This is a genomic window from Stenotrophomonas sp. BIGb0135, from assembly GCF_024810105.1.
Taxonomy (GTDB): domain Bacteria; phylum Pseudomonadota; class Gammaproteobacteria; order Xanthomonadales; family Xanthomonadaceae; genus Stenotrophomonas; species Stenotrophomonas maltophilia_AB.
The window spans coordinates 110,607-129,394 of record NZ_JANUDX010000007.1 but is presented as its reverse complement, the minus strand read 5'-3'; the positions used below and the strand labels follow the sequence as shown (position 1 = coordinate 129,394).

At 67.7% G+C, this 18,788-nt stretch carries 19 protein-coding genes; 12 read left to right on the top strand and 7 right to left on the bottom strand.

From position 1 onward, the window contains the following. Window positions 1-12 precede the first annotated feature (12 nt). From exbB to M2421_RS14745, 7 genes are all read left to right on the top strand, one after another. The gene (gene exbB / locus M2421_RS14775) at window positions 13-771 is read left to right on the top strand and encodes a TonB-system energizer ExbB (protein ID WP_259208031.1); all 759 of its coding nucleotides are present in this window, start codon (window positions 13-15) and stop codon (window positions 769-771) included. Window positions 772-828: 57 nt separating this feature from the next. Beyond that, window positions 829-1,254: a biopolymer transporter ExbD gene (locus M2421_RS14770; RefSeq protein ID WP_259208030.1), complete on the top strand. Its 426-nt coding sequence runs from the start codon at window positions 829-831 to the stop codon at window positions 1,252-1,254. A 3-nt stretch (window positions 1,255-1,257) separates the two neighbouring features. Beyond that, a complete protein-coding gene (locus tag M2421_RS14765) occupies window positions 1,258-1,671 on the top strand; it encodes a biopolymer transporter ExbD (protein WP_038691524.1) in 414 nt (137 codons plus the stop codon). A gap of 122 nt (window positions 1,672-1,793) precedes the next feature. Further along, entirely contained in the window at window positions 1,794-3,254 is a 1,461-nt protein-coding gene (gene cls / locus M2421_RS14760; RefSeq protein WP_259208025.1) for a cardiolipin synthase, read from the top strand. Window positions 3,255-3,318: 64 nt separating this feature from the next. Then, complete coding sequence (locus tag M2421_RS14755; protein ID WP_259208023.1) at window positions 3,319-3,576, top strand: hypothetical protein; 258 nt, start codon at window positions 3,319-3,321, stop codon at window positions 3,574-3,576. Between the two features lie 4 nt (window positions 3,577-3,580). Then, on the top strand, window positions 3,581-4,324 hold the full coding sequence (locus M2421_RS14750; RefSeq protein WP_259208021.1) for a pyridoxine 5'-phosphate synthase: 744 nt from the start codon (window positions 3,581-3,583) through the stop codon (window positions 4,322-4,324). 280 nt (window positions 4,325-4,604) lie between these two features. Next, entirely contained in the window at window positions 4,605-5,696 is a 1,092-nt protein-coding gene (locus M2421_RS14745; protein WP_259208019.1) for a PA0069 family radical SAM protein, read from the top strand. A gap of 425 nt (window positions 5,697-6,121) precedes the next feature. Here M2421_RS14745 and M2421_RS14740 read toward each other — a convergent pair whose 3' ends face one another. Then, window positions 6,122-6,526 carry a hypothetical protein gene (locus tag M2421_RS14740; protein WP_259208017.1) on the bottom strand — a complete coding sequence of 135 codons (405 nt, stop codon included), beginning with the start codon at window positions 6,524-6,526 and terminating at the stop codon, window positions 6,122-6,124. A 328-nt stretch (window positions 6,527-6,854) separates the two neighbouring features. Between M2421_RS14740 and M2421_RS14735 the strand changes: the two genes are divergently transcribed. Beyond that, entirely contained in the window at window positions 6,855-7,202 is a 348-nt protein-coding gene (locus M2421_RS14735; protein ID WP_259208015.1) for a hypothetical protein, read from the top strand. 60 nt (window positions 7,203-7,262) lie between these two features. On the opposite strand, the gene M2421_RS14730 is transcribed toward M2421_RS14735, so the two are convergent. From M2421_RS14730 to M2421_RS14720, 3 genes are all read right to left on the bottom strand, one after another. Next, entirely contained in the window at window positions 7,263-7,973 is a 711-nt protein-coding gene (locus tag M2421_RS14730) for a 2OG-Fe(II) oxygenase (RefSeq protein ID WP_259208011.1), read from the bottom strand. A gap of 123 nt (window positions 7,974-8,096) precedes the next feature. Beyond that, on the bottom strand, window positions 8,097-9,113 hold the full coding sequence (locus tag M2421_RS14725; protein ID WP_259208009.1) for a class 1 fructose-bisphosphatase: 1,017 nt from the start codon (window positions 9,111-9,113) through the stop codon (window positions 8,097-8,099). 762 nt (window positions 9,114-9,875) lie between these two features. Then, window positions 9,876-11,078 (bottom strand): amino acid aminotransferase, encoded by a 1,203-nt coding sequence (locus tag M2421_RS14720; protein ID WP_259208007.1) that lies wholly within the window; start codon window positions 11,076-11,078, stop codon window positions 9,876-9,878. Window positions 11,079-11,252: 174 nt separating this feature from the next. On the opposite strand from M2421_RS14720, the gene M2421_RS14715 reads away from it, so the two are divergent. After that, window positions 11,253-13,379, top strand: coding sequence for a TonB-dependent receptor (locus M2421_RS14715; protein ID WP_259208005.1), 2,127 nt, complete (start codon window positions 11,253-11,255; stop codon window positions 13,377-13,379). Between the two features lie 30 nt (window positions 13,380-13,409). On the opposite strand, the gene M2421_RS14710 is transcribed toward M2421_RS14715, so the two are convergent. Further along, window positions 13,410-13,736 carry a hypothetical protein gene (locus M2421_RS14710; protein WP_259208002.1) on the bottom strand — a complete coding sequence of 109 codons (327 nt, stop codon included), beginning with the start codon at window positions 13,734-13,736 and terminating at the stop codon, window positions 13,410-13,412. Between the two features lie 145 nt (window positions 13,737-13,881). On the opposite strand from M2421_RS14710, the gene M2421_RS14705 reads away from it, so the two are divergent. The 3 genes from M2421_RS14705 (at window position 13,882) to ligD (ending at window position 17,863) form a co-directional block, all read left to right on the top strand. After that, window positions 13,882-14,277 (top strand): hypothetical protein, encoded by a 396-nt coding sequence (locus M2421_RS14705; RefSeq protein WP_259208000.1) that lies wholly within the window; start codon window positions 13,882-13,884, stop codon window positions 14,275-14,277. Window positions 14,278-14,368: 91 nt separating this feature from the next. After that, complete coding sequence (locus M2421_RS14700) at window positions 14,369-15,301, top strand: Ku protein (protein WP_259207997.1); 933 nt, start codon at window positions 14,369-14,371, stop codon at window positions 15,299-15,301. 6 nt (window positions 15,302-15,307) lie between these two features. Continuing rightward, on the top strand, window positions 15,308-17,863 hold the full coding sequence (gene ligD, locus M2421_RS14695) for a DNA ligase D (protein ID WP_259207995.1): 2,556 nt from the start codon (window positions 15,308-15,310) through the stop codon (window positions 17,861-17,863). Window positions 17,864-17,942: 79 nt separating this feature from the next. Here ligD and M2421_RS14690 read toward each other — a convergent pair whose 3' ends face one another. Together M2421_RS14690 and M2421_RS14685 are read right to left on the bottom strand one after the other, a co-directional pair. Beyond that, a complete protein-coding gene (locus tag M2421_RS14690) occupies window positions 17,943-18,359 on the bottom strand; it encodes a hypothetical protein (protein ID WP_259207993.1) in 417 nt (138 codons plus the stop codon). A 19-nt stretch (window positions 18,360-18,378) separates the two neighbouring features. Next, window positions 18,379-18,756: a DUF779 domain-containing protein gene (locus tag M2421_RS14685; RefSeq protein WP_259207992.1), complete on the bottom strand. Its 378-nt coding sequence runs from the start codon at window positions 18,754-18,756 to the stop codon at window positions 18,379-18,381. Window positions 18,757-18,788: the final 32 nt, after the last annotated feature.

The window sequence follows — 18,788 nt, the reverse complement described above, 5'->3', positions numbered from 1 at the left end:
AAGGTAAGCGTCATGCTGCAGGAACTCTTCATCGCCGCTGCTGCCGGGGGCAACTCCAACGCCCTGTCGCAGATGGGCTTCGAGCACTTGATCCACGAAATGACCACCCAGCCGGGTGACTTCGCCGTCTCCTGGGTCGTGCTGCTGACCCTGATCATCATGTCGGCCATGTCCTGGTACTGGACCGTCATCAACATCTTCCGTGCTACCCGCCTGAAGAGCGCTGCCGACAAGGTCGTGAGCCTGTTCTGGGATACCCCGAACGCCCAGGACGCCATCCGCGCGATGGAAGAACAGCCGGCTTCGGAACCCTTCTCGAAGATCGCCCTGGACGCTGCCCAGGCAGCTGCCCACCACCAGCGTGCCGAAGGTGGCGCCACCGGTGGCCTGGGTGAGAACCTGAGCCGTTCGGAATTCGTCGATCGCGCCCTGCGTCAGGCCGTGACCCGCGAAAGCAACAACCTGCAGTCGGGCATGACCCTGCTGGCCACCGTCGGTGCAACCGCTCCGTTCGTCGGTCTGCTCGGTACCGTGTGGGGCATCTACGGCGCGCTGATCAAGATCGGTGCCACCGGTTCCGCCTCGATCGACGCCGTTGCCGGCCCGGTGGGTGAAGCGCTGATCATGACCGCCATCGGTCTGTTCGTCGCTATCCCGGCCGTGTTCGCCTTCAACTTCTTCAGCAAGATCAACAGCGCCACGATCAGCAAGTTCGATACGTTCGCTCACGACCTGCACGACTTCTTCGCCACCGGTTCGCGCGTTCGCTAATTGCGACGCGCTTCACCTGGCGAGAACGTAGTCAACACGATCTAGACGGAGCCCGTTATGGCTTTCAGTAGTGGTAACAGCGGCGGCCCCATGGCCGACATCAACGTTACGCCCCTCGTGGACGTGATGCTGGTGCTGCTGATCATCTTCATCATCACGGCGCCCCTGATGTCCCACAAGGTCAAGGTGGATCTGCCGGAGGCCAACCTGGTGCAGAACCCGGAAGACGCTGAAAAGCGTTCGGGCCCGATCACCCTGGCAGTCAAGGAAGACGGCTCGATCTACTGGAACGACGAGGAAATCAACAAGCAGACTCTCGAGTCGCGCTTGGCGACCGCCGCCCAGCAGACCCCGCAGCCGCCGCTCAACCTGCGTGGTGACCGCACCACCAAGATGCGCGTCATCAATGAGATGACGAAGATCGCGCAGGAACAGGGCATGCTCGACGTTGGCTTCGTTGCCACCAAAGAGAAGGGGCAGTAAGCCATGGCGTTCAGTACTGGTGGTAACAAGGGCCCTATGGCCGACATCAACGTCACGCCCCTCGTGGACGTGATGCTGGTGCTGCTGATCATCTTCATCGTCACCGCGCCGATCATGACCTATCCGATCGCCGTGGACCTGCCGCAGCGCGTGCTCAACCCACCGCCGCAGCTGGTCGAGCCGCCGCCGCCGATCGAACTCAAGATCGACGCAAGCAACCAGGTCTCGTGGAACAACAGCCCGGTCGCTACCGGTGAGTTGCAGCAGCGGATGGAACAGGAGGTCCAGAAGGACCCGACGAACCAGCCGGAACTGCGCATCGACGCCAGCCCGGACTCGGAGTACGACGTGATGGCCAAGGTGTTGGCTGCCGCGAAGAATGCTCAGATGAAAAAGATCGGCTTCGTACAGCAGTAAATCGCACGACGCAGTCATGACGCGACTGGAAAGCGCCCCTGGAAACGGGGGCGCTTTTTTTTTGTGTGGGCCCATGCGCTTCGCGCACGCGCCGGATGCCCGCGGCCCGCTATCATCCGCCCATGCTCGCCACCTACCCTGCCCTTGCGGCCTGGCTCGACGCCGTCCCGCATCTCCGTCCCCTGCTCGTGGCGGCCTACATCCTCTACCTGCTGTGGCTGACCGGCTGGATCATGCTGCAGAAGCGCGAACCGGTCGCCACGCTGAGCTGGATCCTGTCGCTGGCCGCCCTGCCCTACCTCGGGCTCTTCATCTACTACCTGCTGGGCCCGCAGAAGGTGAAGCGCCAGCGCCTGCGCCGCGGCCGCGCGCGGTCCGGCATGGAGCACTACAGCAGCGTCTGCCCGCCGGATGCCGATTGCACGGAGTTGGCCAAGATCGCCCAGGCCACGACCGGGCTGGCGCCCACCTCGGCCACCGAGGTGGAGTGGCTGGTCGATGGCGCCGCTACCTACCGGGCCCTGCTCGCTGCCGTGGCCACCGCGCAGGACCACCTGCACGTGGAGTACTACATCTTCAACCCCGACCACGCCGGCACCGCCCTGCGCGATGCGCTGGTCGAGCGCGCCCGCGCCGGCGTGCGCGTGCGCCTGTTGCTGGATGCGGTGGGCTCGTCGGCGATCCGCAAACGCTTCCTGCAGCCGCTGCTCGAGGCCGGCGGTGAAGTGGCCTGGTTCCACCCGCGCCAGCTGCTCAAGCCGTTCAAGCGCCCGTGGATGAACATGCGCACCCACCGCAAGCTGGTGGTCATCGATGGCCGCGTCGCGTTCACCGGCGGCATCAACATCACCGACGAGGAAGACGAGAGCCGCCGCGCCGATGCCTATCGCGACCTGCACATGCGCCTGGCCGGACACGTGGTGCGCAGCCTGCAGCTGGTCTTCATCGAGGACTGGATCTATGCGACCGGCCAGCCGCCGGAGCGCTTCGCCATCGCGCAGCTGTGGCCGCACGACATGCCCAGCCGCAAGGACGGCCGCATCGACGCACAGGTGCTGGTGTCCGGCCCGGACTCGGCCTGGGAAACCATCCACCGCCTGCAGGTGGCCGCCATCCACGAAGCCCGTGAACGGGTCTGGCTGGTGACGCCCTACTTCGTCCCGGGCGAGGCGGCGCGCATGGCACTGACCTCGGCCGCGCTCGGCGGCCTGGACGTGCGCCTGCTGGTACCGAAGATGAGCGACTCGTGGTTCGTCACCCAGGCCGCCCGTTCGTACTTCGACGAGCTGCTGCTGGCCGGGGTGCAGATCTACGAGTACGGCCCGCGCATGCTGCATACCAAGGCGTTCATCGCCGACCGCGACGTGTGCATCGTCGGCAGTGCGAATTTCGACCACCGCAGTTTCCGGCTCAACTTCGAGTTGTCGATGATGCTGGTGGACGCCGACCGCGTGGCCGCGCTGGAGGCGATCCTCGCCGCCGAGTTCGATGCCGCCGTCCAGGTCCGCAATGACCGCAAACGGTCGCTGTGGCTGCACCGGGTCCCGGAGGCGTTCGCGCGGCTGGCCTCGCCGCTGTTGTGACCGGCCACGTGGAACCCCGCGTGCCGGCGGCGCTACACTTGCCGGCACCACGGGGAGAACGATGATGCATTGGCTGTTCCTGCTGCTGGCGCTGGGCTGCTTCGGCCTCGCGCTCAAAACGCCCCAATGGGGGCTGATGCTGCTGGCGTTGCTGGGCGCGCTGGTGTTCCTGCTGATCTGGGTGCGCGGCATGTACGTGGCCCGCTTCGGCACCCTGCAACGCGACATCTCCAGCGTCATCGACCCCGCCGAACTGCGCCGGCTGCGCGAGCAGGCCCAGGCCCGCCGCCAGACCGGCGCCGACGATACCGATACCCCGTAGTGCCATGACCCAGCTCAGCGTCAACGTCAACAAGATCGCCGTGCTGCGCAACTCGCGCGGCGGCACCGACCCGGATGTGCTGCAGGCTGCGACGGCCTGCCTGGACGCGGGCGCGCATGGCATCACCGTGCATCCGCGTCCGGACCGCCGCCATATCCATGCCGAGGACGTGCTGGCACTGTCGGCGCTGACGGCGCAGCGCGGGGTGGAGTTCAACATCGAGGGCAACCCGTTCGCGCCCCCGCGGGAGGGCTACCCTGGCCTGCTGCCGCTGTGCGCGCAGACCCGCCCTGCCCAGGCCACCCTGGTGCCCGATGACGATGGCCAGCTCACCTCCGACCACGGGTTCGACTTCAGCCGTGACGGCGAGCGCCTGCGCCCGCTGATCGCCGCGCTCAAGTCGCATGGCTGCCGGGTGAGCCTGTTCGTCGACGCCGGCAACCCCGACATCGCCCAGGCCGCGGCGATCGGCGCCGACCGCGTCGAGCTCTACACCGGCCCGTATGCCGAAGCACATGCGGGTGGCGATGCCAGCGCGATGCTGGCCCTGTTCGCCGATGCCGCCCGGCGCGCCCAGGCCGCCGGGCTCGGGGTGAACGCCGGCCATGACCTGTCGCAGGACAACCTGCGCGACTTCCTGCAGGCCGTGCCGGACGTGCTGGAAGTCTCGATCGGCCATGCGCTGATCAGCGAGGCCCTGTACGCCGGGCTGGACGCGACGGTGAAGGGATACCTGGCGCTGCTGTAGGGCGTCCACCGACCGTTGACTGGCGCCATGACCCACGATGTCCTGTCCGCCTGGCCTGTGGACAAGTTTGGGGACGAAATCGCGCCTGTACCGCCAGAGGCCTGCCGCAGCAGGACTTTCGGGATATAGTGGGGCTGTGGTTAGTAATACTGCTAACCAAAGATTAACCTCTGCAGCCGCCTGCCATGAACACCCGCCTCCGCGCGCTCCAAACCGGCTATTCCCGAAGCACCGACCGTACGTCTCAGTCCCTGAGATGCCGCGGCGATAGGCTTTGACCATGGGTATCGCGATCAAAGGCCGAGGTTCCACCACGCATCTGGCGGGCCGTTTCGAGGCTACCGTCAGCGAAGTCGTGCATGACGGCTGGGACGCCGACGAGGGCGAGGAATTCGCCGCGCCACGGCTGCGCACCGAAGTGCGCGCCGAAACCGCGCGCAGCATCATCAGCCGCAACAAGTCGCCGGACGTGGGCTTCAGCCAATCGGTCAATCCGTACCGCGGCTGCGAACATGGGTGCTCCTACTGCTTCGCCCGCCCCTCGCACGCCTACCTCAACCTGTCGCCCGGCCTGGACTTCGAGACCAAGCTGTTTGCCAAGACCAATGCGCCGCAGCTGCTGCGCAAGGAGTTCTCGCGGCCGGGCTACGTGCCGCAACCGATCGCGCTGGGCATCAACACCGATGCCTACCAGCCGATCGAGCGCAAGCTCAAACTGACCCGGCAGTTGATCGAGGTGATGCTGGAAACGCGGCATCCGTTCTCGCTGATCACCAAGAACGCGCTGGTCGAGCGTGACATCGACCTGCTCGCGCCCCTGGCCGAGCAGAACCTGGTCAGCGTGCACTTCTCGGTGACTTCGCTGGACCCGCACCTGTCGGCCAAGCTGGAGCCGCGCGCCTCGGCACCGCACGCACGCCTGCGCGCGATGCGTCGCCTGCATGAGGCTGGCATCCCGGTCGGGGTGATGGTGGCGCCGGTGATCCCGTGGATCAACGATGCCGAACTCGAGGCGGTGCTCGAAGCCGCGCGTGATGCCGGTGCCTCCACCGCCGGCTACGTGCTGCTGCGCCTGCCGCTGGAAGTGGCGCCGCTGTTCCGGGATTGGCTGGACACCCACCATCCGGACCGCGCCACGCACGTGATGAGCACGATCAACCAGCTGCGTGGTGGCAAGGACTACAACAGCGAATTCGGCAGCCGCATGCGCGGCGAAGGCGTCTACGCCGACCTGCTGTCGAGCCGGTTCAAGCTGGCGCGCAAGCGGCTCGGATTCGATGCCCAGCACAGTCACTGGCCGAAGCTGGACTGCGCGCGGTTTGTAAAGCCGTTGCCGCCGCGGGCAGACTCACCGCAGGGCAGTTTGTTCTGATGTCGAGCAGTGGGCCGCGGGATTGACGGGGCCAATCACTTCATCCCGATCTTGAGGCTGCGCGTGGGAAGCCCGGCCTGAGCCCACAGATCGCGGCGATTCCCTTGTCCGTGCATTCAAGCATCATCAGCGGCAGACAGTAGTCACAGATGGCAGCAATGTGTTGTGGGGCCGCTGTCATGCGATGCGACTTGGAAACAGATGCGCCACTCCGGCAAGCTCAGCCTGTCCGGGCAGTGGCTGCGTCTGCTGTCGCCGCAGGGACCGCTGTTCTGAGGCCAGGCGGCGGCAATTCTCTGGTGCTCGCCATCGCCATGAACCGCTGCGGCTGAGGTTGGATGGAGCTTCCGTTGCAGGCGGTGACGCGTGCGCTCCACCGCGAAGCGGGCGGGATCCTTGTTGCCTTGGTGCAGACACGCTGGAACTCAGCGCTTGCTGATCGATATGTAGCTCAAGCGCCTCTGATCCGGGCCGAGCCCGAGAATCACGGCGGCGCCCTGGATCTCGAACGACCAGTAGGCATTGGCGTCGGGTGCGTCAGGATGAGGCGGATACAGGACCGCAGCAGGCCATGGCGCACCTTCCATCAACAGATCGGGTGCTCCCAGCTTGAGCAACAACCTTGCGTGCTCGGGATTGTCCCCGGCGCTATGAAGCTCAACCTCCTGCAGAGCCACCCCTGCAATGGCTCCGCCGTGCGCCTTGCGCACATTCGCCCGGCCGTCGGAACCGGGTGGGCCCAGTTGCGTGCCAAGTTGCTGCTCCAGGGCGTCAATGTCATCGAACCGGATGCTGATCAGTCGATCCACATCGCGCTTGAGGCGCTGCACCGAATGCCCACCGTCGGCGGGTACAGGCGGATCGGACTGCGCAGGCGTTGATCCACGCTGGGATGACGTGCCCGCGCAGGACGTCAGGATTGAAACGGCGATGACAACGATGAGCCACCGCTGCAGCCTGGTGCCGCCCCTACGGCAATGATGAGCATCCAGAGACTCCGCTCGCTCTCTAACCGTCCTGGTCATGATGCTCTCCGGATCGCTTTGGTGCGAATTTAACATGCGTCGAACAGCCGGATGTTCCGGGGGGCGATGGACAGGGTCGCGGTCAACGGCCAACAAGCGAACCCGCTCACCCGGGTAGTCCAGGAGAAAGTGCATGAATGTTGGAGCGGTCACCACGGCAGTCAATGCGACGATCGTGGCGGTGATGCAGGAGCAGCGCCGCAAGGTGCTGGCCCACTTCACCGCGCACGGCGCGACTTCGCCGGTGAGCGCGATCGCGCGTGACGGGCTGGAGCCGGCGGCGCAGTCCACGCTTGATCAACTGCGCGCGCAGGGCATCATCAAGGACAGCGGCGGTGAGCTCAGCTATCTGGATGCCGCCGCGCTGGCCATCCACGAGAAAAAGATGGCCAGGAGCGCCCGCGTCGCCTTGGCGGTGTTCGTGCCGGTAATGGTGGCAGTGGCGGGCGCCGTGGTGGTGGCGATCGCCTTCTCGCGCTGAGCGCGTTTGGTGGTGCAGCAGGCGTCGGCTGGTGGCCGGCTCCCTCTGGTGGCGCCGGGCTCAGTTCCCGCCGAACAGCTTCTGCGCGTTCTGGAACAGCACCCAGCTGGTGGCGATGAACTTGTCGCCGCCGTGCGGTCGATTGCCCCGATGGGTGTGGGTGAACGCGGTCGGTGCGATCAGCAGGCTGCCGGTGCGCGGAGCGATCTTGCGATCCTGGAACAGGAACTCGGTTTCGCCCTGTTCGAAATCATCGTTGAGGTAGAGCGTCCATAGCAGGTGGCGATGCAGGGTCTCGCCGGCCGGATCGCGCGGGTACAGCTCGCAATGCCAATAGGGATAGCCCCCCTCGCCTGCGGCATACCATTGCAGATTGATGGCACCGGGGCGCAGGCACGTGCGCGCCAGATCGGACAGCGTGGCATCGTCCATGCCGGGGAAATCCTCGGCGGCCAATCGACGCGGCTTACCGTCGCTGTCCTGGATCTGCAACATCAACGGCGAGATCAGTGCCTGTGGATAACGTCGTAGATAACTCAATACGCCGCGGAAAACCGCCTGTTGCAGCTGGATGTCGACATCGCGCCACGCGGCATCGCCACTGATGCGCAGATCCTTGCTGTGCTTGAGTTCCGGGAACACACCACTGCCTACTTCCCCCGGTCGCAACTGTGCACTGGATCGCATCCGTGCCTGGATGGCTGCGCACATCTCGACGGGGATGGCGTTGTGGATTACTTCGATGAAGTCGTGTTCCGTGTCGGCCGTCATGGTGTCATCCCTGGGCATCTGGGGCGATGGTGACCGCTGTGCTCGCCGATGTCACGCCGTTGCCATGTGCGGGGCGCGGAGGCATCGACGGGGCCGATATCGCATCGGCCCCGTCGATGGCGATCAGGCCTGCGCGCTGTCGTGCTCGCGGTGATAGCGGGTGGCTTCGGCCACTTCATGCCGCGAACCGAGGAACACCGGCACGCGCTGGTGCAACTGGTCGGGCTGGATATCCAGGATGCGCTCGCGCCCGGTGGTGGCGGCGCCGCCGGCCTGCTCCACCAGCAGGCCCATCGGGTTGGCTTCGTACATCAGGCGCAGCTTGCCGGCCTTGGACGGATCCTTTTTGTCCCACGGGTAGATGAAGATGCCGCCGCGGGTCAGGATGCGATGCACGTCGGCGACCATGCTGGCGATCCAGCGCATGTTGAAGTTCTTGCCGCGCGCGCCTTCCTTGCCGGCCAGCAGGTCCTGCACGTAGCCCTGCATCGGGGCTTCCCAATGGCGCTGATTGGACATGTTGATGGCGAATTCCTGGGTGTCCGCCGGGATCTGCATGTCCGGGGTGGTCAGCACGAACTCGCCCTTCTCGCGGTCCAGGGTGAAGGCGTGCGTACCGTGGCCGACGGTGAGCACCATCTGCGTGCTCGGGCCGTAGATGCAGTAGCCGGCCGCGACCTGCGCGGTGCCTGGCTGCAGGAAGCTGGCATCGTTGGGCTGCTCGGTGCCCGGCGGGCAGCGCAGCACGGAGAAGATGGTGCCGACCGAGACGTTGACGTCGATGTTGGAGCTGCCGTCGAGGGGATCGAACAGGAGCAGGAAGTCGCCGCGCGGGTAAGTGTCCGGGACGGGCTGGCAGTGGTCCATTTCTTCCGACGCGCAGGCGGCGAGGTGGCCGCCCCAGGCATTGGCCTCGAGCAGGATCTCGTTGCTGATCACGTCGAGCTTCTTCTGCGCTTCGCCCTGTACGTTGCCGGTGCCGGCCTCGCCAAGCACGCCGCCCAGGGCGCCCTTGCTGACCGCGATGGAGATGCTGGTGCAGGCGCGGGCGACGACGGCGATCAGCTGGCGCAGGTCGGCGTTGATGCGGCCGGCATGCTGCTCTTCGATCAGGTACCGGGTAAGCGACGTACGGGACATGGACTGTGGCTGCCAAAGACGTTTGGGGGCCATATTGTCGCCGGTCGTCCGCGGCATTACGAGGCAGGCGGAGATACAGCACAACGCCAGGTAGAGCCGAGCCATGCTCGGCTGCCTTTCGCGCGGAGCAGGAGCAGCCGAGCATGGCTCGGCTCTACCTGGGATGCGCGCCGCCGCGACCGGACCCGATCCGCCGCATCGCGCCGCGACCCGACCCGCCGCGAACAAGAGAACGGCCGCACGCGGCGGTCGGTCTTCATTATTGGCGCCGGCCATACACGACATTACGAGGCAGGCGGGGATACGGCAAAAAGCCAGGTAGAGCCGAGCCATGCTCGGCTGCCTTTCGCGCGGAGCAAGAGCAGCCGAGCATGGCTCGGCTCTACCTGGGCCGCGCGCCGCCGCGACCGGACCCGATCCGCCGCATCGCGCCGCGACCCGATCCGCCGCGAACAAGAGAATGGCCGCACGAGGCGGCCGCTCTTCATTACTGGCGCCGGCCATCCACGGCATTACGAGGCAGGCGGAGATACGGCACAACGCCAGGTAGAGCCGAGCCATGCTCGGCTGCCTTTCGCGCGGAGCAAGAGCAGCCGAGCATGGCTCGGCTCTACCAGGGATGCGCCCCGTCCAGTCCAGTCCCGCCGCGCCGCGCCGCGCCGCGTCCTGTCCCATCCCGTCCCGTCCCTCCCCGTCCCTCCGCGCGTCGAACAGCAGAACGGCCGCACAAGGCGGCCGTTCTTCATTGCACTACCGAACGCATCAGCCCCTGGCGACGGTCGCCACGGCCTGGGCCACGTACGCCAGGTTGCCCTGGTTGAGCGCGGCTACGCAGATGCGGCCGGTGCCGACGGCGTAGATGCCGAACTCGTCGCGCAGGCGGTCCACCTGCGGGCGGGTCAGGCCCGAGTACGAGAACATGCCGGCCTGGTCGTTGATGAAGGCGAACTGCGGTGCACCGGCGGCGACGAGGTTCTCCACCAGGCCGTGGCGCAGGGCGTGGATACGCTCGCGCATCTCGGTCAGTTCCGCTTCCCACACCTGGCGCAGCTCGGTGCTGTTGAGCACGCCGGCCACCAGCGCCGCGCCGTGGTTGGACGGGCTGGAGTAGATGGTGCGGATGATGCGCTTGACCTGCGACTGCACGGCCTTGGCCGCGGTCGCGTCCGGGGCCACCACCGACAGCGCGCCAATGCGTTCGCCGTACAGCGAGAACGACTTGGAGTACGAGTTGGCGACCACGAAGCTGTCGATACCGGCTTCGGCGATGATGCGCACCGCGGCGCCGTCTTCGCTGATGCCCTTGTCGAAGCCCTGGTAGGCCATGTCGATGAACGGGAACAGCTGGCGGTCCTTCACCAGCTCGGCCACCTGCTTCCACTGGGCCAGGGTGAGGTCGGCACCGGTGGGGTTGTGGCAGCAGGCGTGCAGCAGCACTACCGTGCCCGGCTGCAGCTTGCCGAGGTCGGCCAGCATGGCGTCGAAGTCCACGCCGTGGGTGGCCGGATCGAAGTAGCTGTATTCGACGACCTCGAAGCCGGCGGCGCCGAACACGGCGCGGTGGTTTTCCCAGCTCGGGTTGCTGATGGCGATGGTGGCGTGCGGCAGCAGCTTGTGCAGCAGGTCCGCGCCGACGCGCAGCGCACCGCTGCCGCCGATGGTCTGCGAGGTGGCCACGCGGCCGGCGGCCAGCAGCGGCGAATCCTTGCCGAAGACCAGTTCGCGGGTGGCCTGGTTGTAGGCCGGCAGGCCGTCGATCGGCAGGTAGCCGCGCGGTTTGGCGTCATTGGCCAGCTGCTGCTCGATCTGCTTGACGGCGCGAAGCAGCGGAATGCGGCCGCTCTCGTCGTAGTAGATGCCCACACCCAGGTTGACCTTGGTCGGGCGGCTGTCGGCGTTGTATGCCTCGGTCAGGCCCAGGATCGGGTCGCCTGGGACCAGTTCCACATTTGCAAAGAAGGACACGGCGGTACTCATTCGGATGACGGAAGGGGGAGGATGTCGCGACGCAGGTTGCGGCAGAATCAGCCAAAACCGACCCATCGTAACAAAGCCACGCCGAGGGCGCGGCGGCCGCCGTCACAACCGCTTCCCGTACCATGGCGTGCGGCCCCCACCCCGCCGAGGACCTCGTACCGTATGCGCCGTTTGCCCCCGTTCGTTCCCTCCTGCGCGCTGCTTTCGGCGGTGTTTCTGCCGAACCTGGCACAGGCCGCACCGCCCGCCGACGGTGCCCCGCCCGTGGAGCGACTGCCCACCGTTCAGGTGCAGGCCGCGCGGGTACAGCAGGTGGAGGATGTGGACCTGCCGGCGTCGCTCACCACGGTGTGGCTGGATGACGAGGCCAACGGCAGGCTGGCCCAGCTGTCCGAGGCGCTGGGAGGCATTCCCGGGGTGGTCGCGCGTGATCGCCAGAACTATGCGCAGGACACCCAGCTGTCGATCCGCGGCTTCGGTGCGCGCTCCACCTTCGGCGTGCGCGGCGTGCGCGTGCTGGTCGACGGGGTGCCGGCGACCATGCCCGATGGCCAGGGCCAGCTCTCCCACGCCAGCCTGCTCTCGGCGCAGCGGGTGGAGGTGCTGCGGGGCCCGTTCTCCGCGCTGTATGGCAACTCCTCCGGCGGCGTGGTGCAGGTCTGGAGCGCCGAGGGCGCGGCGGATGACCCGTGGCGGTTGCGCCTGGACACCGGCAGCGACAACACCGTCAGCGCCGGCGCGCAGCTGCGCGGCCAGCAGGGGCCGATCCGCTACAACGTGGCGGCCAACCATTTCCGCACCGATGGCTGGCGCGAGCACAGCGCCGCGCGGCGCGAATCGCTCAATGCACGGCTGGGGGCCGACGTGGGCGGCGGCCAGTTGGACCTGGTCCTGAACTACTTCGATTCGCCCGACGCGCAGGACCCGCTGGGGCTGAGCCGGGCCCAGGTCAACGCCGACCCGCGCCAGGCCACGTCGGTGGCCACGCAGTACAACACCCGCAAATCGGTGCGCCAGGCCCAGGCCGGGCTGGTCTTCACCCGTACCGACGGCGCCCACACCTGGCGCGCGATGGGCTACGCCGGGCAGCGCAGCGTCGAGCAGTTCCTGGCGATCCCGCCGGCGCCGCAGGCCAACCCGCTGCATGCCGGCGGGGTGATCGACCTGGACGGGGACTACGGCGGCGTGGATGCGCGCTGGAGCTGGCATGGCGACTGGGCCGGGCGGCCGTTGGATCTGGTGATCGGCGCCAATGCCGACCGACAGGCGCAGGATCGCCGGGGTTACGAGAACTTCGTCGGGGATCAGGTGGGCATCAAGGGACGCCTGCGCCGCGACCAGGCCGACCGCGTCGAGAACGTCGACCAGTTCGCCCAGGCCTGGTGGCAGTGGGCGCCGCGCTGGTCGCTGCTGCTCGGCGTGCGGCATAGCACGGTGCGGTTCCGCTCCAACGATCACTACGTCACCGCCGGCAACCCCGACGACAGCGGTTCGCGGCGTTACGACGCCACCACCCCGGTCGCCGGGGTGGTGTTCCGTGCAAGCGACGCCTGGCGGCTGTACGCCTCGGCCGGGCGGGGCTTCGAGACGCCGACCTTCAACGAGCTGGGCTATCGCGCCGACGGCCAGGCCGGGCTGGCGCTGGACCTGTCCGCCGCGCGCAGCCGCAACCTGGAGGTGGGCAGCAAGTGGCATGCGCAGAGCGGCGCGCAGGTCGAGGCGGCGCTGTTCCGCGCCGATACCGATGACGAGCTGGCGGTGGCCAGCAACAGCGGCGGCCGCAGCACCTACCGCAACATCGGCCGCACCCGCCGTGAGGGTGCCGAGGCCCGCTATGCGCAACCGCTGGGCACGCAGGCCGACCTGTCGCTGGCCTACACCTGGATCGAGGCCACGGTGCGTGATCCGTATCCGCTGTGCGGCAGCTCCGGCTGCACGACCGTCGCCGCCGGCGCGCGCCTGCCCGGGGTACCCCAGCAGCAGTGGAACGCGCGCCTGCAGTATCGGCCCGGGCCCTGGCAGTGGGCCGCCGAGGTGGTGGCCTCCAGCGACACCGTGGTCAACGACCTGGCCACCGAGAAAGCCGCCGGATACGCGTTGCTGAACCTGGAAGTGGCGCGCCGCTGGAGCACCGCCCAAGGCACGTTGCGCGCCTTCGCCGGGATCGACAACGTGCTGGACCAGCGCTATATCGGCTCGGTCATCGTCAACGATGGCAACCAGCGCTATTTCGAGCCGGGCCCGGACCGCCGTTACAGCGTCGGCCTGCAGTGGCAGTGGGCGCCGTAACCGGCGCCTGAGCCGGCGCCGGCGGGTGGGTCAGCGCGGCACCTTGGCCGGCACGAACGGCGAGGTGGGGTCGCTCGCCGGGAAGGTCTCGTCCAGTGCCTCGTCCTGGTTGTCGCTGGCGTGGTCCTTGCGGGCCTGGCGCTGCTCGGGGTGTTCGCGGCCGCCGGGGTGCGGGGTGCCGGTGGGGTCCTTGCGGTCGCGATAGCCATGGCTGGGGCCGGCGACCACCGGCAGGTGGTCCGGGTCGGCAGGCGCGGGCATGCCGGCGCCGCGGTCCTCGGCGTCCTGGTTGTCGTGCTTGGCGCGCTGTTCGCCTGGAACGGGCGTGGTGGCTTCGCGCAGTGGATCGCGTTGCATGGGGGTATCTCCAGGACGGGGGCAACCACTACAGCGCTTGCCAGGTGAAGTCCCTGCGAATCGCCCGCTTTGAACGGATCTGTCACGGCTGGCTAACGGCGGCGGGGCTATTCCTGCCTGCCCCACGCACTGCCGGAGTCGTGCCATGCCCCGCCTCGACCGCCGCGCCGCCCCCGCGCTGTTCCACGCCTACCTGGAGCCGGCCCGGAGCGCGCGTCGCGTGCGCCGCGACCGCACCGAGGAAGCCCAGGCGGTGGCCCAGGACTACCTGCAGTACATGCGCAACGATTACGAGCAGCGGCGCGGCCACGGCCACCGCAGTTGGCGCGACCTCTACCCCGCGTATGCCTTCGCGCTTACCACCCATTACGCGGACTGGCCGCGCGGCAGCGATGACACCGATGGGGAGCTGGCCGAGCACTGGGAACAGATGCGCGGGCAGTCGCGGCTGGGCTGGGCGCAGGCGCGCGGCATCGTCGAGGACGCCTGGCTGGCGCTGGACCACATGCCGGCCACGGCGGTGCATGGCCTGCTGCAGTAGCGCGTAAAGGGCACCTGCACGGTGCGGACACGGGCGTTTCACGTGGGCCGGGGTACAGCTGCGTTCTCTACCACGCTGGAGTAGCACCGCCATGGCCCGACCGATCTGGACCGGCACCTTGTCGTTCGGGTTGCTCAACGTCCCGGTGTCGCTGATGTCGGGCGAACGCAAGGTCGACCTGCAGTTCCGCATGCTCGACTCGCGCGATCGCAAGCCGATCCGCTTCGAGCGGGTCAACGCTGACACCGGCGAAGAAGTGCCGTGGAAGGACATCGTGAAAGCGTACGAGTACGACAAGGGCAGCTACGTCGTGCTGGAAGAGGACGACATCCGCTCGGCCGCGCCGGAGAGCCACGAGGCGGTGGAAGTGGAAACCTTTGTCGATGCCACCACCATCGATCCGCGGTACTACGAGAAGCCCTACCTGCTGGTGCCGGCCAAAAAGGCCGAGAAGGGCTACGTGCTGTTGCGCGAGACGCTGCGCAAGACCGGAAAAGTCGGTATCGCCCGGGTGGTGGTGCGCACGCGCGAGTACCTGTGCGCGGTGATGCCACACGGCGACGGCCTGGTGCTGATGATCCTGCGCTACCCGCAGGAACTGGTGGACCCGGACGATTACAAGCTGCCCAGTGGCAGCCTGGCCGAGTACCGGATCAGCAGCAAGGAAACCGCGATGGCCGAGCAGCTCATCGATTCGATGTCCGGTGAGTGGAAGCCGGATGACTACCACGACGAGTTCCGCGAGCGCCTGCAGACGCTACTGACCAAGCGGATCAAATCCAAGGGCGGCACCACCCGGGTGGAGGACGAGCCTGTCCCGCGCGAGGACGATGCCACCAACGTGGTCGACTTCATGTCGCTGCTGCAGAAAAGCCTGGATGCGAAAAAGCGCACGCCGGCGAAGAAGACGGCGGTGACCGCCGCGCCCAGGAAGGCGGCGGCGAAGAAGGCCAAGCCTGCCGGGAAAGCCGCCAAGGCGACCAAAAAGACCGCCACGCGCAGCACCACGCGCAAGGCCGGATAAGCGCACATGTCACTGCAGGAATATCGTCGCAAACGCCGCTTCGATGGCACGCCCGAACCCGACGCCGAGCGTCGCGCCGCACAGGCACGCCGCCCGATCTTCGTGGTGCAGCTGCACCACGCCAGTTCACGGCATTACGACTTCCGCCTGGAAGCCGATGGCGTGCTTAAGAGCTGGGCGGTGCCGAAGGGGCCGTCGCTGCGCGTGGGCGAGAAGCGCCTTGCCGTGGAAGTGGAAGACCATCCGCTGTCCTATGCGACGTTTGAAGGCGATATTCCGACCGGCCATTACGGCGCCGGACACGTGGATGTGTACGACCATGGCACCTGGGCGTGCGACGGCGATCCGCTTGAGGCGATGGCCGCCGGCAAGCTCGACTTCGTCCTGCACGGTGAGCGGCTCAAGGGCGGCTGGAAGCTGGTGCGTACCGCGATGAAGGGCAAGCAGCACCAGTGGCTGCTGATCAAACGCGACGATGACGATGCACGCGATGCCGAGGCCGACGACCTGCTCGATACGGCGCCTGCACGGCGTACGGCTGGCAAACGGACTGCCGCCGCGACGCCTCGCGCTGGCACCGGCAAGGCAGTGAAGAAAGCCGCCAAGGCACCGGCGGTGCGCAAGGCCGACGCGCGCTGGCACGCGCGCGCGCTGGCGCTCCCGGACGCGCGGGACACACCCTATTCGCCCGGCTTCAAGCCGCAGTTGACCGATCACCGCGCCACCGCCCCGGACGGCGATGGCTGGCTGCACGAGATCAAATGGGATGGCTACCGCCTGCTGGCCGAGGTCAGCGATGGCGTGGTGTCGTTACGCTCGCGCGGTGGCCTGAACTGGACCGATGACTTCCCCGAAGTGGTGCAGGCGCTGTCGGCGCTGCCGGTGCGCGACCTGCGCCTGGACGGCGAGCTGGTGGTGCTGGATGCGCAGGGTCGCAGCGATTTCACCGCGCTGCAGAAGGTCATCGACGGCACGGCGAAACAACCGCTGCGCTATGTGGCATTCGACATGCCCGGCCTTGCCGGCGTGGACATCAGCCGCTCGCCGTTGCTGGCACGCAAGGCGCTGCTCAAGGACCTGATCGGCCCCACGCCCGGCACGCTGGCCTACAGCGAGCACGTGATCGATCACGGGCCTGAGGTGTTCGCGGCCAGCGGCGATGCCGGCTTTGAAGGCATCATCAGCAAGCGCATCGATGCCGCCTACGTCAACGCGCGATCGCCGGCCTGGATCAAGATCAAGCACGAGAACACCGATGAGTTCCTGATCGTCGGCTACACCGAACCCAAGGGCGCACGCAGCGGGTTTGGTTCGTTGTTGATGGCCACCCCGGACAAGGGCGGCCTGCGCTACGTGGGCCGTGTCGGCACCGGGTTCGACGATGCGCTGCTGCGCGCGCTGACCCGGCAGCTCGCCGCCTTGGCCGTGGACGATGCGGCGGTCACCCTGCCCGCGCATGTGCCGTTCCCCGCGCGCAGCGTGCACTGGGTGGCGCCGGTACTGGTGGCCGAGGTTGCCTTCCGCGGCTGGGCCAAGGAAGGCTTGTTGCGCCAGGCCAGTTTCAAGCGCCTGCGCGAGGACAAGGCCGCGAAGGATCTGGGCGGCGCGCGGAAAGCCTCTACCGCCGAAAAAAAGACCCACGCCAGCAAGACCCGGACCAAGGCCAGCGCCGCGGCGGCAACCCGCGGTGCCGATGACGACGCGGGTGACGTCAACATCAGCCACCCCGAGCGCGTGGTGTTCGCCAAGGCGAAAATCACCAAGGGCGAGGTGGCCGACTACTACCGGCAGATGGCACGGTGGATCCTGCCCGAGGTGGCGCGCCGGCCGCTGTCGCTGCTGCGCTGCCCTGATGGGGCGGACAAACCCTGCTTCTTCCAGAAGCACCACGGCACCGGCCTGGGCGAGGCGGTGCAGGCCATCCCGCTGGAACAGAAGAGCGGGCGCGAGGACTACCTCTACATCGAGGATGTGCAGGGCCTGCTGCAGGTGGTGCAGATGAACACGCTGGAGCTGCACCCATGGGGCGCCACGGTGGCCGACCCCGAGCACCCGGACCGGCTGGTGTTCGACCTGGACCCTGGCGAGGGCGTCAGCTGGACGCAGGTCAAGACCGCCGCACGCGATATCCGCGACCGCTTGCTGGAGACCGGCCTGCAGAGCTTCGTACGCCTGTCCGGCGGCAAGGGCGTGCACGTGGTGGTGCCATTGCAGCCCAAGGCCGACTGGGCGCAGGCCAAGGTGTTCTGCGAGGCCTTCGCCCAGGCCATGGCCGAGCATGCCCCGGACCGCTACGTGGCCACCATGAGCAAGGCCAAGCGCACGGGGGTGATCTTCATCGACTGGTTGCGCAATGCGCGCGGTGCCACCAGCGTGTGTTCCTGGTCGCTGCGCGCCCGGCCCGGTGCCGGCGTGGCGGTGCCGCTGCGCTGGGAAGAGCTGGGCCGGGTAAGCGCACCGGATGCGTTCCCGTTGGCCAAGGCCCTGCAGCGGGCGCAGCGGTTGAAGCAGGACCCGTGGGAGGGCATCGACACGGTGAAGCAGGTCCTGCCCGGGGCCTGATCCACCGCAGCACCGTCGCCCTTCCACCCGCCTTCCCGACACGCGCGCGGAGGCGGCCCTGCCTCGCCGTGCATGACCCTCAACGCGGTCGGCAGCGCGCGCCCAGCCAGATCCCGGCCGCCTGCACCGGTAGCGAGACCAGCAGCACCACCACGAACCAGAACGGGAACTCGCTGCCCAGGTCCCAGGCCGCATAGACCGATGCGGCGGCAATCACCGCCCAGACCACGCCCCCGTGGACGTAGGGCGCCTTCGGTGCATAGCGCGCGGCGAACGCGGTGGCGGCCGCGCCACCGAGGATGGTCCAGGCCAGGTCCCAGCCCAGCCGTGCCTGCCCGCCCTCGCCGAGCCCGATCCACGGCGCGATCCAGCCGGCGGCGCCGCTGACCATGCCGAGCACGAACAGCGCCACCACCACGCACAGCACGGAGAGCACGGCGGTCTTGGCAAGCGACAACGCGGACATGGCGATCCAGGGCACGGGCAGGGCGCCCATTATGGACGCCTGCGCAGGCTCAGGCCTTGCCGGCGTCCCTGAGCCGGGCGAACTCGGCATCGCTGAACAGCCGCGAGCGCACCAGGAAGCGCACGCCCTCGCCGTTCTCCAGCGAGAACATGCCGCCACGCCCGGGCACCACGTCGATGATCAGTTGGGTGTGCTTCCAGTACTCGAACTGCGAGGCACTGATGTAGAACGGCGCGCCGCCGATGTCGCCCAGCCGCACGTCGCGATCGCCGACGATGAAGTCGCCCTGCGCGAAGCACATCGGCGAGGAGCCGTCGCAGCAGCCGCCGGACTGGTGGAACAGCAGGTCGCCATGGCGAGCCTGCAGCGTCTCGATCAGTCGCAACGCCGGCAGCGTGGCCATCACCTGGAGCGGGAGGTCGGTCATGATCGGGTGCCATGGGCGCCGGCCCATGGCCG

Bases quoted from the DNA above. Each gene is read 5' to 3' on its own strand.
- exbB (WP_259208031.1), top strand. From the start codon at position 13: ATGCTGCAGGAACTCTTCATCGCCGCTGCTGCCGGGGGCAACTCCAAC.
- M2421_RS14770 (WP_259208030.1), top strand. From the start codon at position 829: ATGGCTTTCAGTAGTGGTAACAGCGGCGGCCCCATGGCCGACATCAAC.
- M2421_RS14765 (WP_038691524.1), top strand. From the start codon at position 1,258: ATGGCGTTCAGTACTGGTGGTAACAAGGGCCCTATGGCCGACATCAAC.
- cls (WP_259208025.1), top strand. From the start codon at position 1,794: ATGCTCGCCACCTACCCTGCCCTTGCGGCCTGGCTCGACGCCGTCCCG.
- M2421_RS14755 (WP_259208023.1), top strand. From the start codon at position 3,319: ATGCATTGGCTGTTCCTGCTGCTGGCGCTGGGCTGCTTCGGCCTCGCG.
- M2421_RS14750 (WP_259208021.1), top strand. From the start codon at position 3,581: ATGACCCAGCTCAGCGTCAACGTCAACAAGATCGCCGTGCTGCGCAAC.
- M2421_RS14745 (WP_259208019.1), top strand. From the start codon at position 4,605: ATGGGTATCGCGATCAAAGGCCGAGGTTCCACCACGCATCTGGCGGGC.
- M2421_RS14735 (WP_259208015.1), top strand. From the start codon at position 6,855: ATGAATGTTGGAGCGGTCACCACGGCAGTCAATGCGACGATCGTGGCG.
- M2421_RS14730 (WP_259208011.1), bottom strand. From the start codon at position 7,973: ATGACGGCCGACACGGAACACGACTTCATCGAAGTAATCCACAACGCC.
- M2421_RS14725 (WP_259208009.1), bottom strand. From the start codon at position 9,113: ATGTCCCGTACGTCGCTTACCCGGTACCTGATCGAAGAGCAGCATGCC.
- M2421_RS14715 (WP_259208005.1), top strand. From the start codon at position 11,253: ATGCGCCGTTTGCCCCCGTTCGTTCCCTCCTGCGCGCTGCTTTCGGCG.
- M2421_RS14710 (WP_259208002.1), bottom strand. From the start codon at position 13,736: ATGCAACGCGATCCACTGCGCGAAGCCACCACGCCCGTTCCAGGCGAA.
- M2421_RS14705 (WP_259208000.1), top strand. From the start codon at position 13,882: ATGCCCCGCCTCGACCGCCGCGCCGCCCCCGCGCTGTTCCACGCCTAC.
- M2421_RS14700 (WP_259207997.1), top strand. From the start codon at position 14,369: ATGGCCCGACCGATCTGGACCGGCACCTTGTCGTTCGGGTTGCTCAAC.
- ligD (WP_259207995.1), top strand. From the start codon at position 15,308: ATGTCACTGCAGGAATATCGTCGCAAACGCCGCTTCGATGGCACGCCC.
- M2421_RS14690 (WP_259207993.1), bottom strand. From the start codon at position 18,359: ATGGGCGCCCTGCCCGTGCCCTGGATCGCCATGTCCGCGTTGTCGCTT.
- M2421_RS14685 (WP_259207992.1), bottom strand. From the start codon at position 18,756: ATGACCGACCTCCCGCTCCAGGTGATGGCCACGCTGCCGGCGTTGCGA.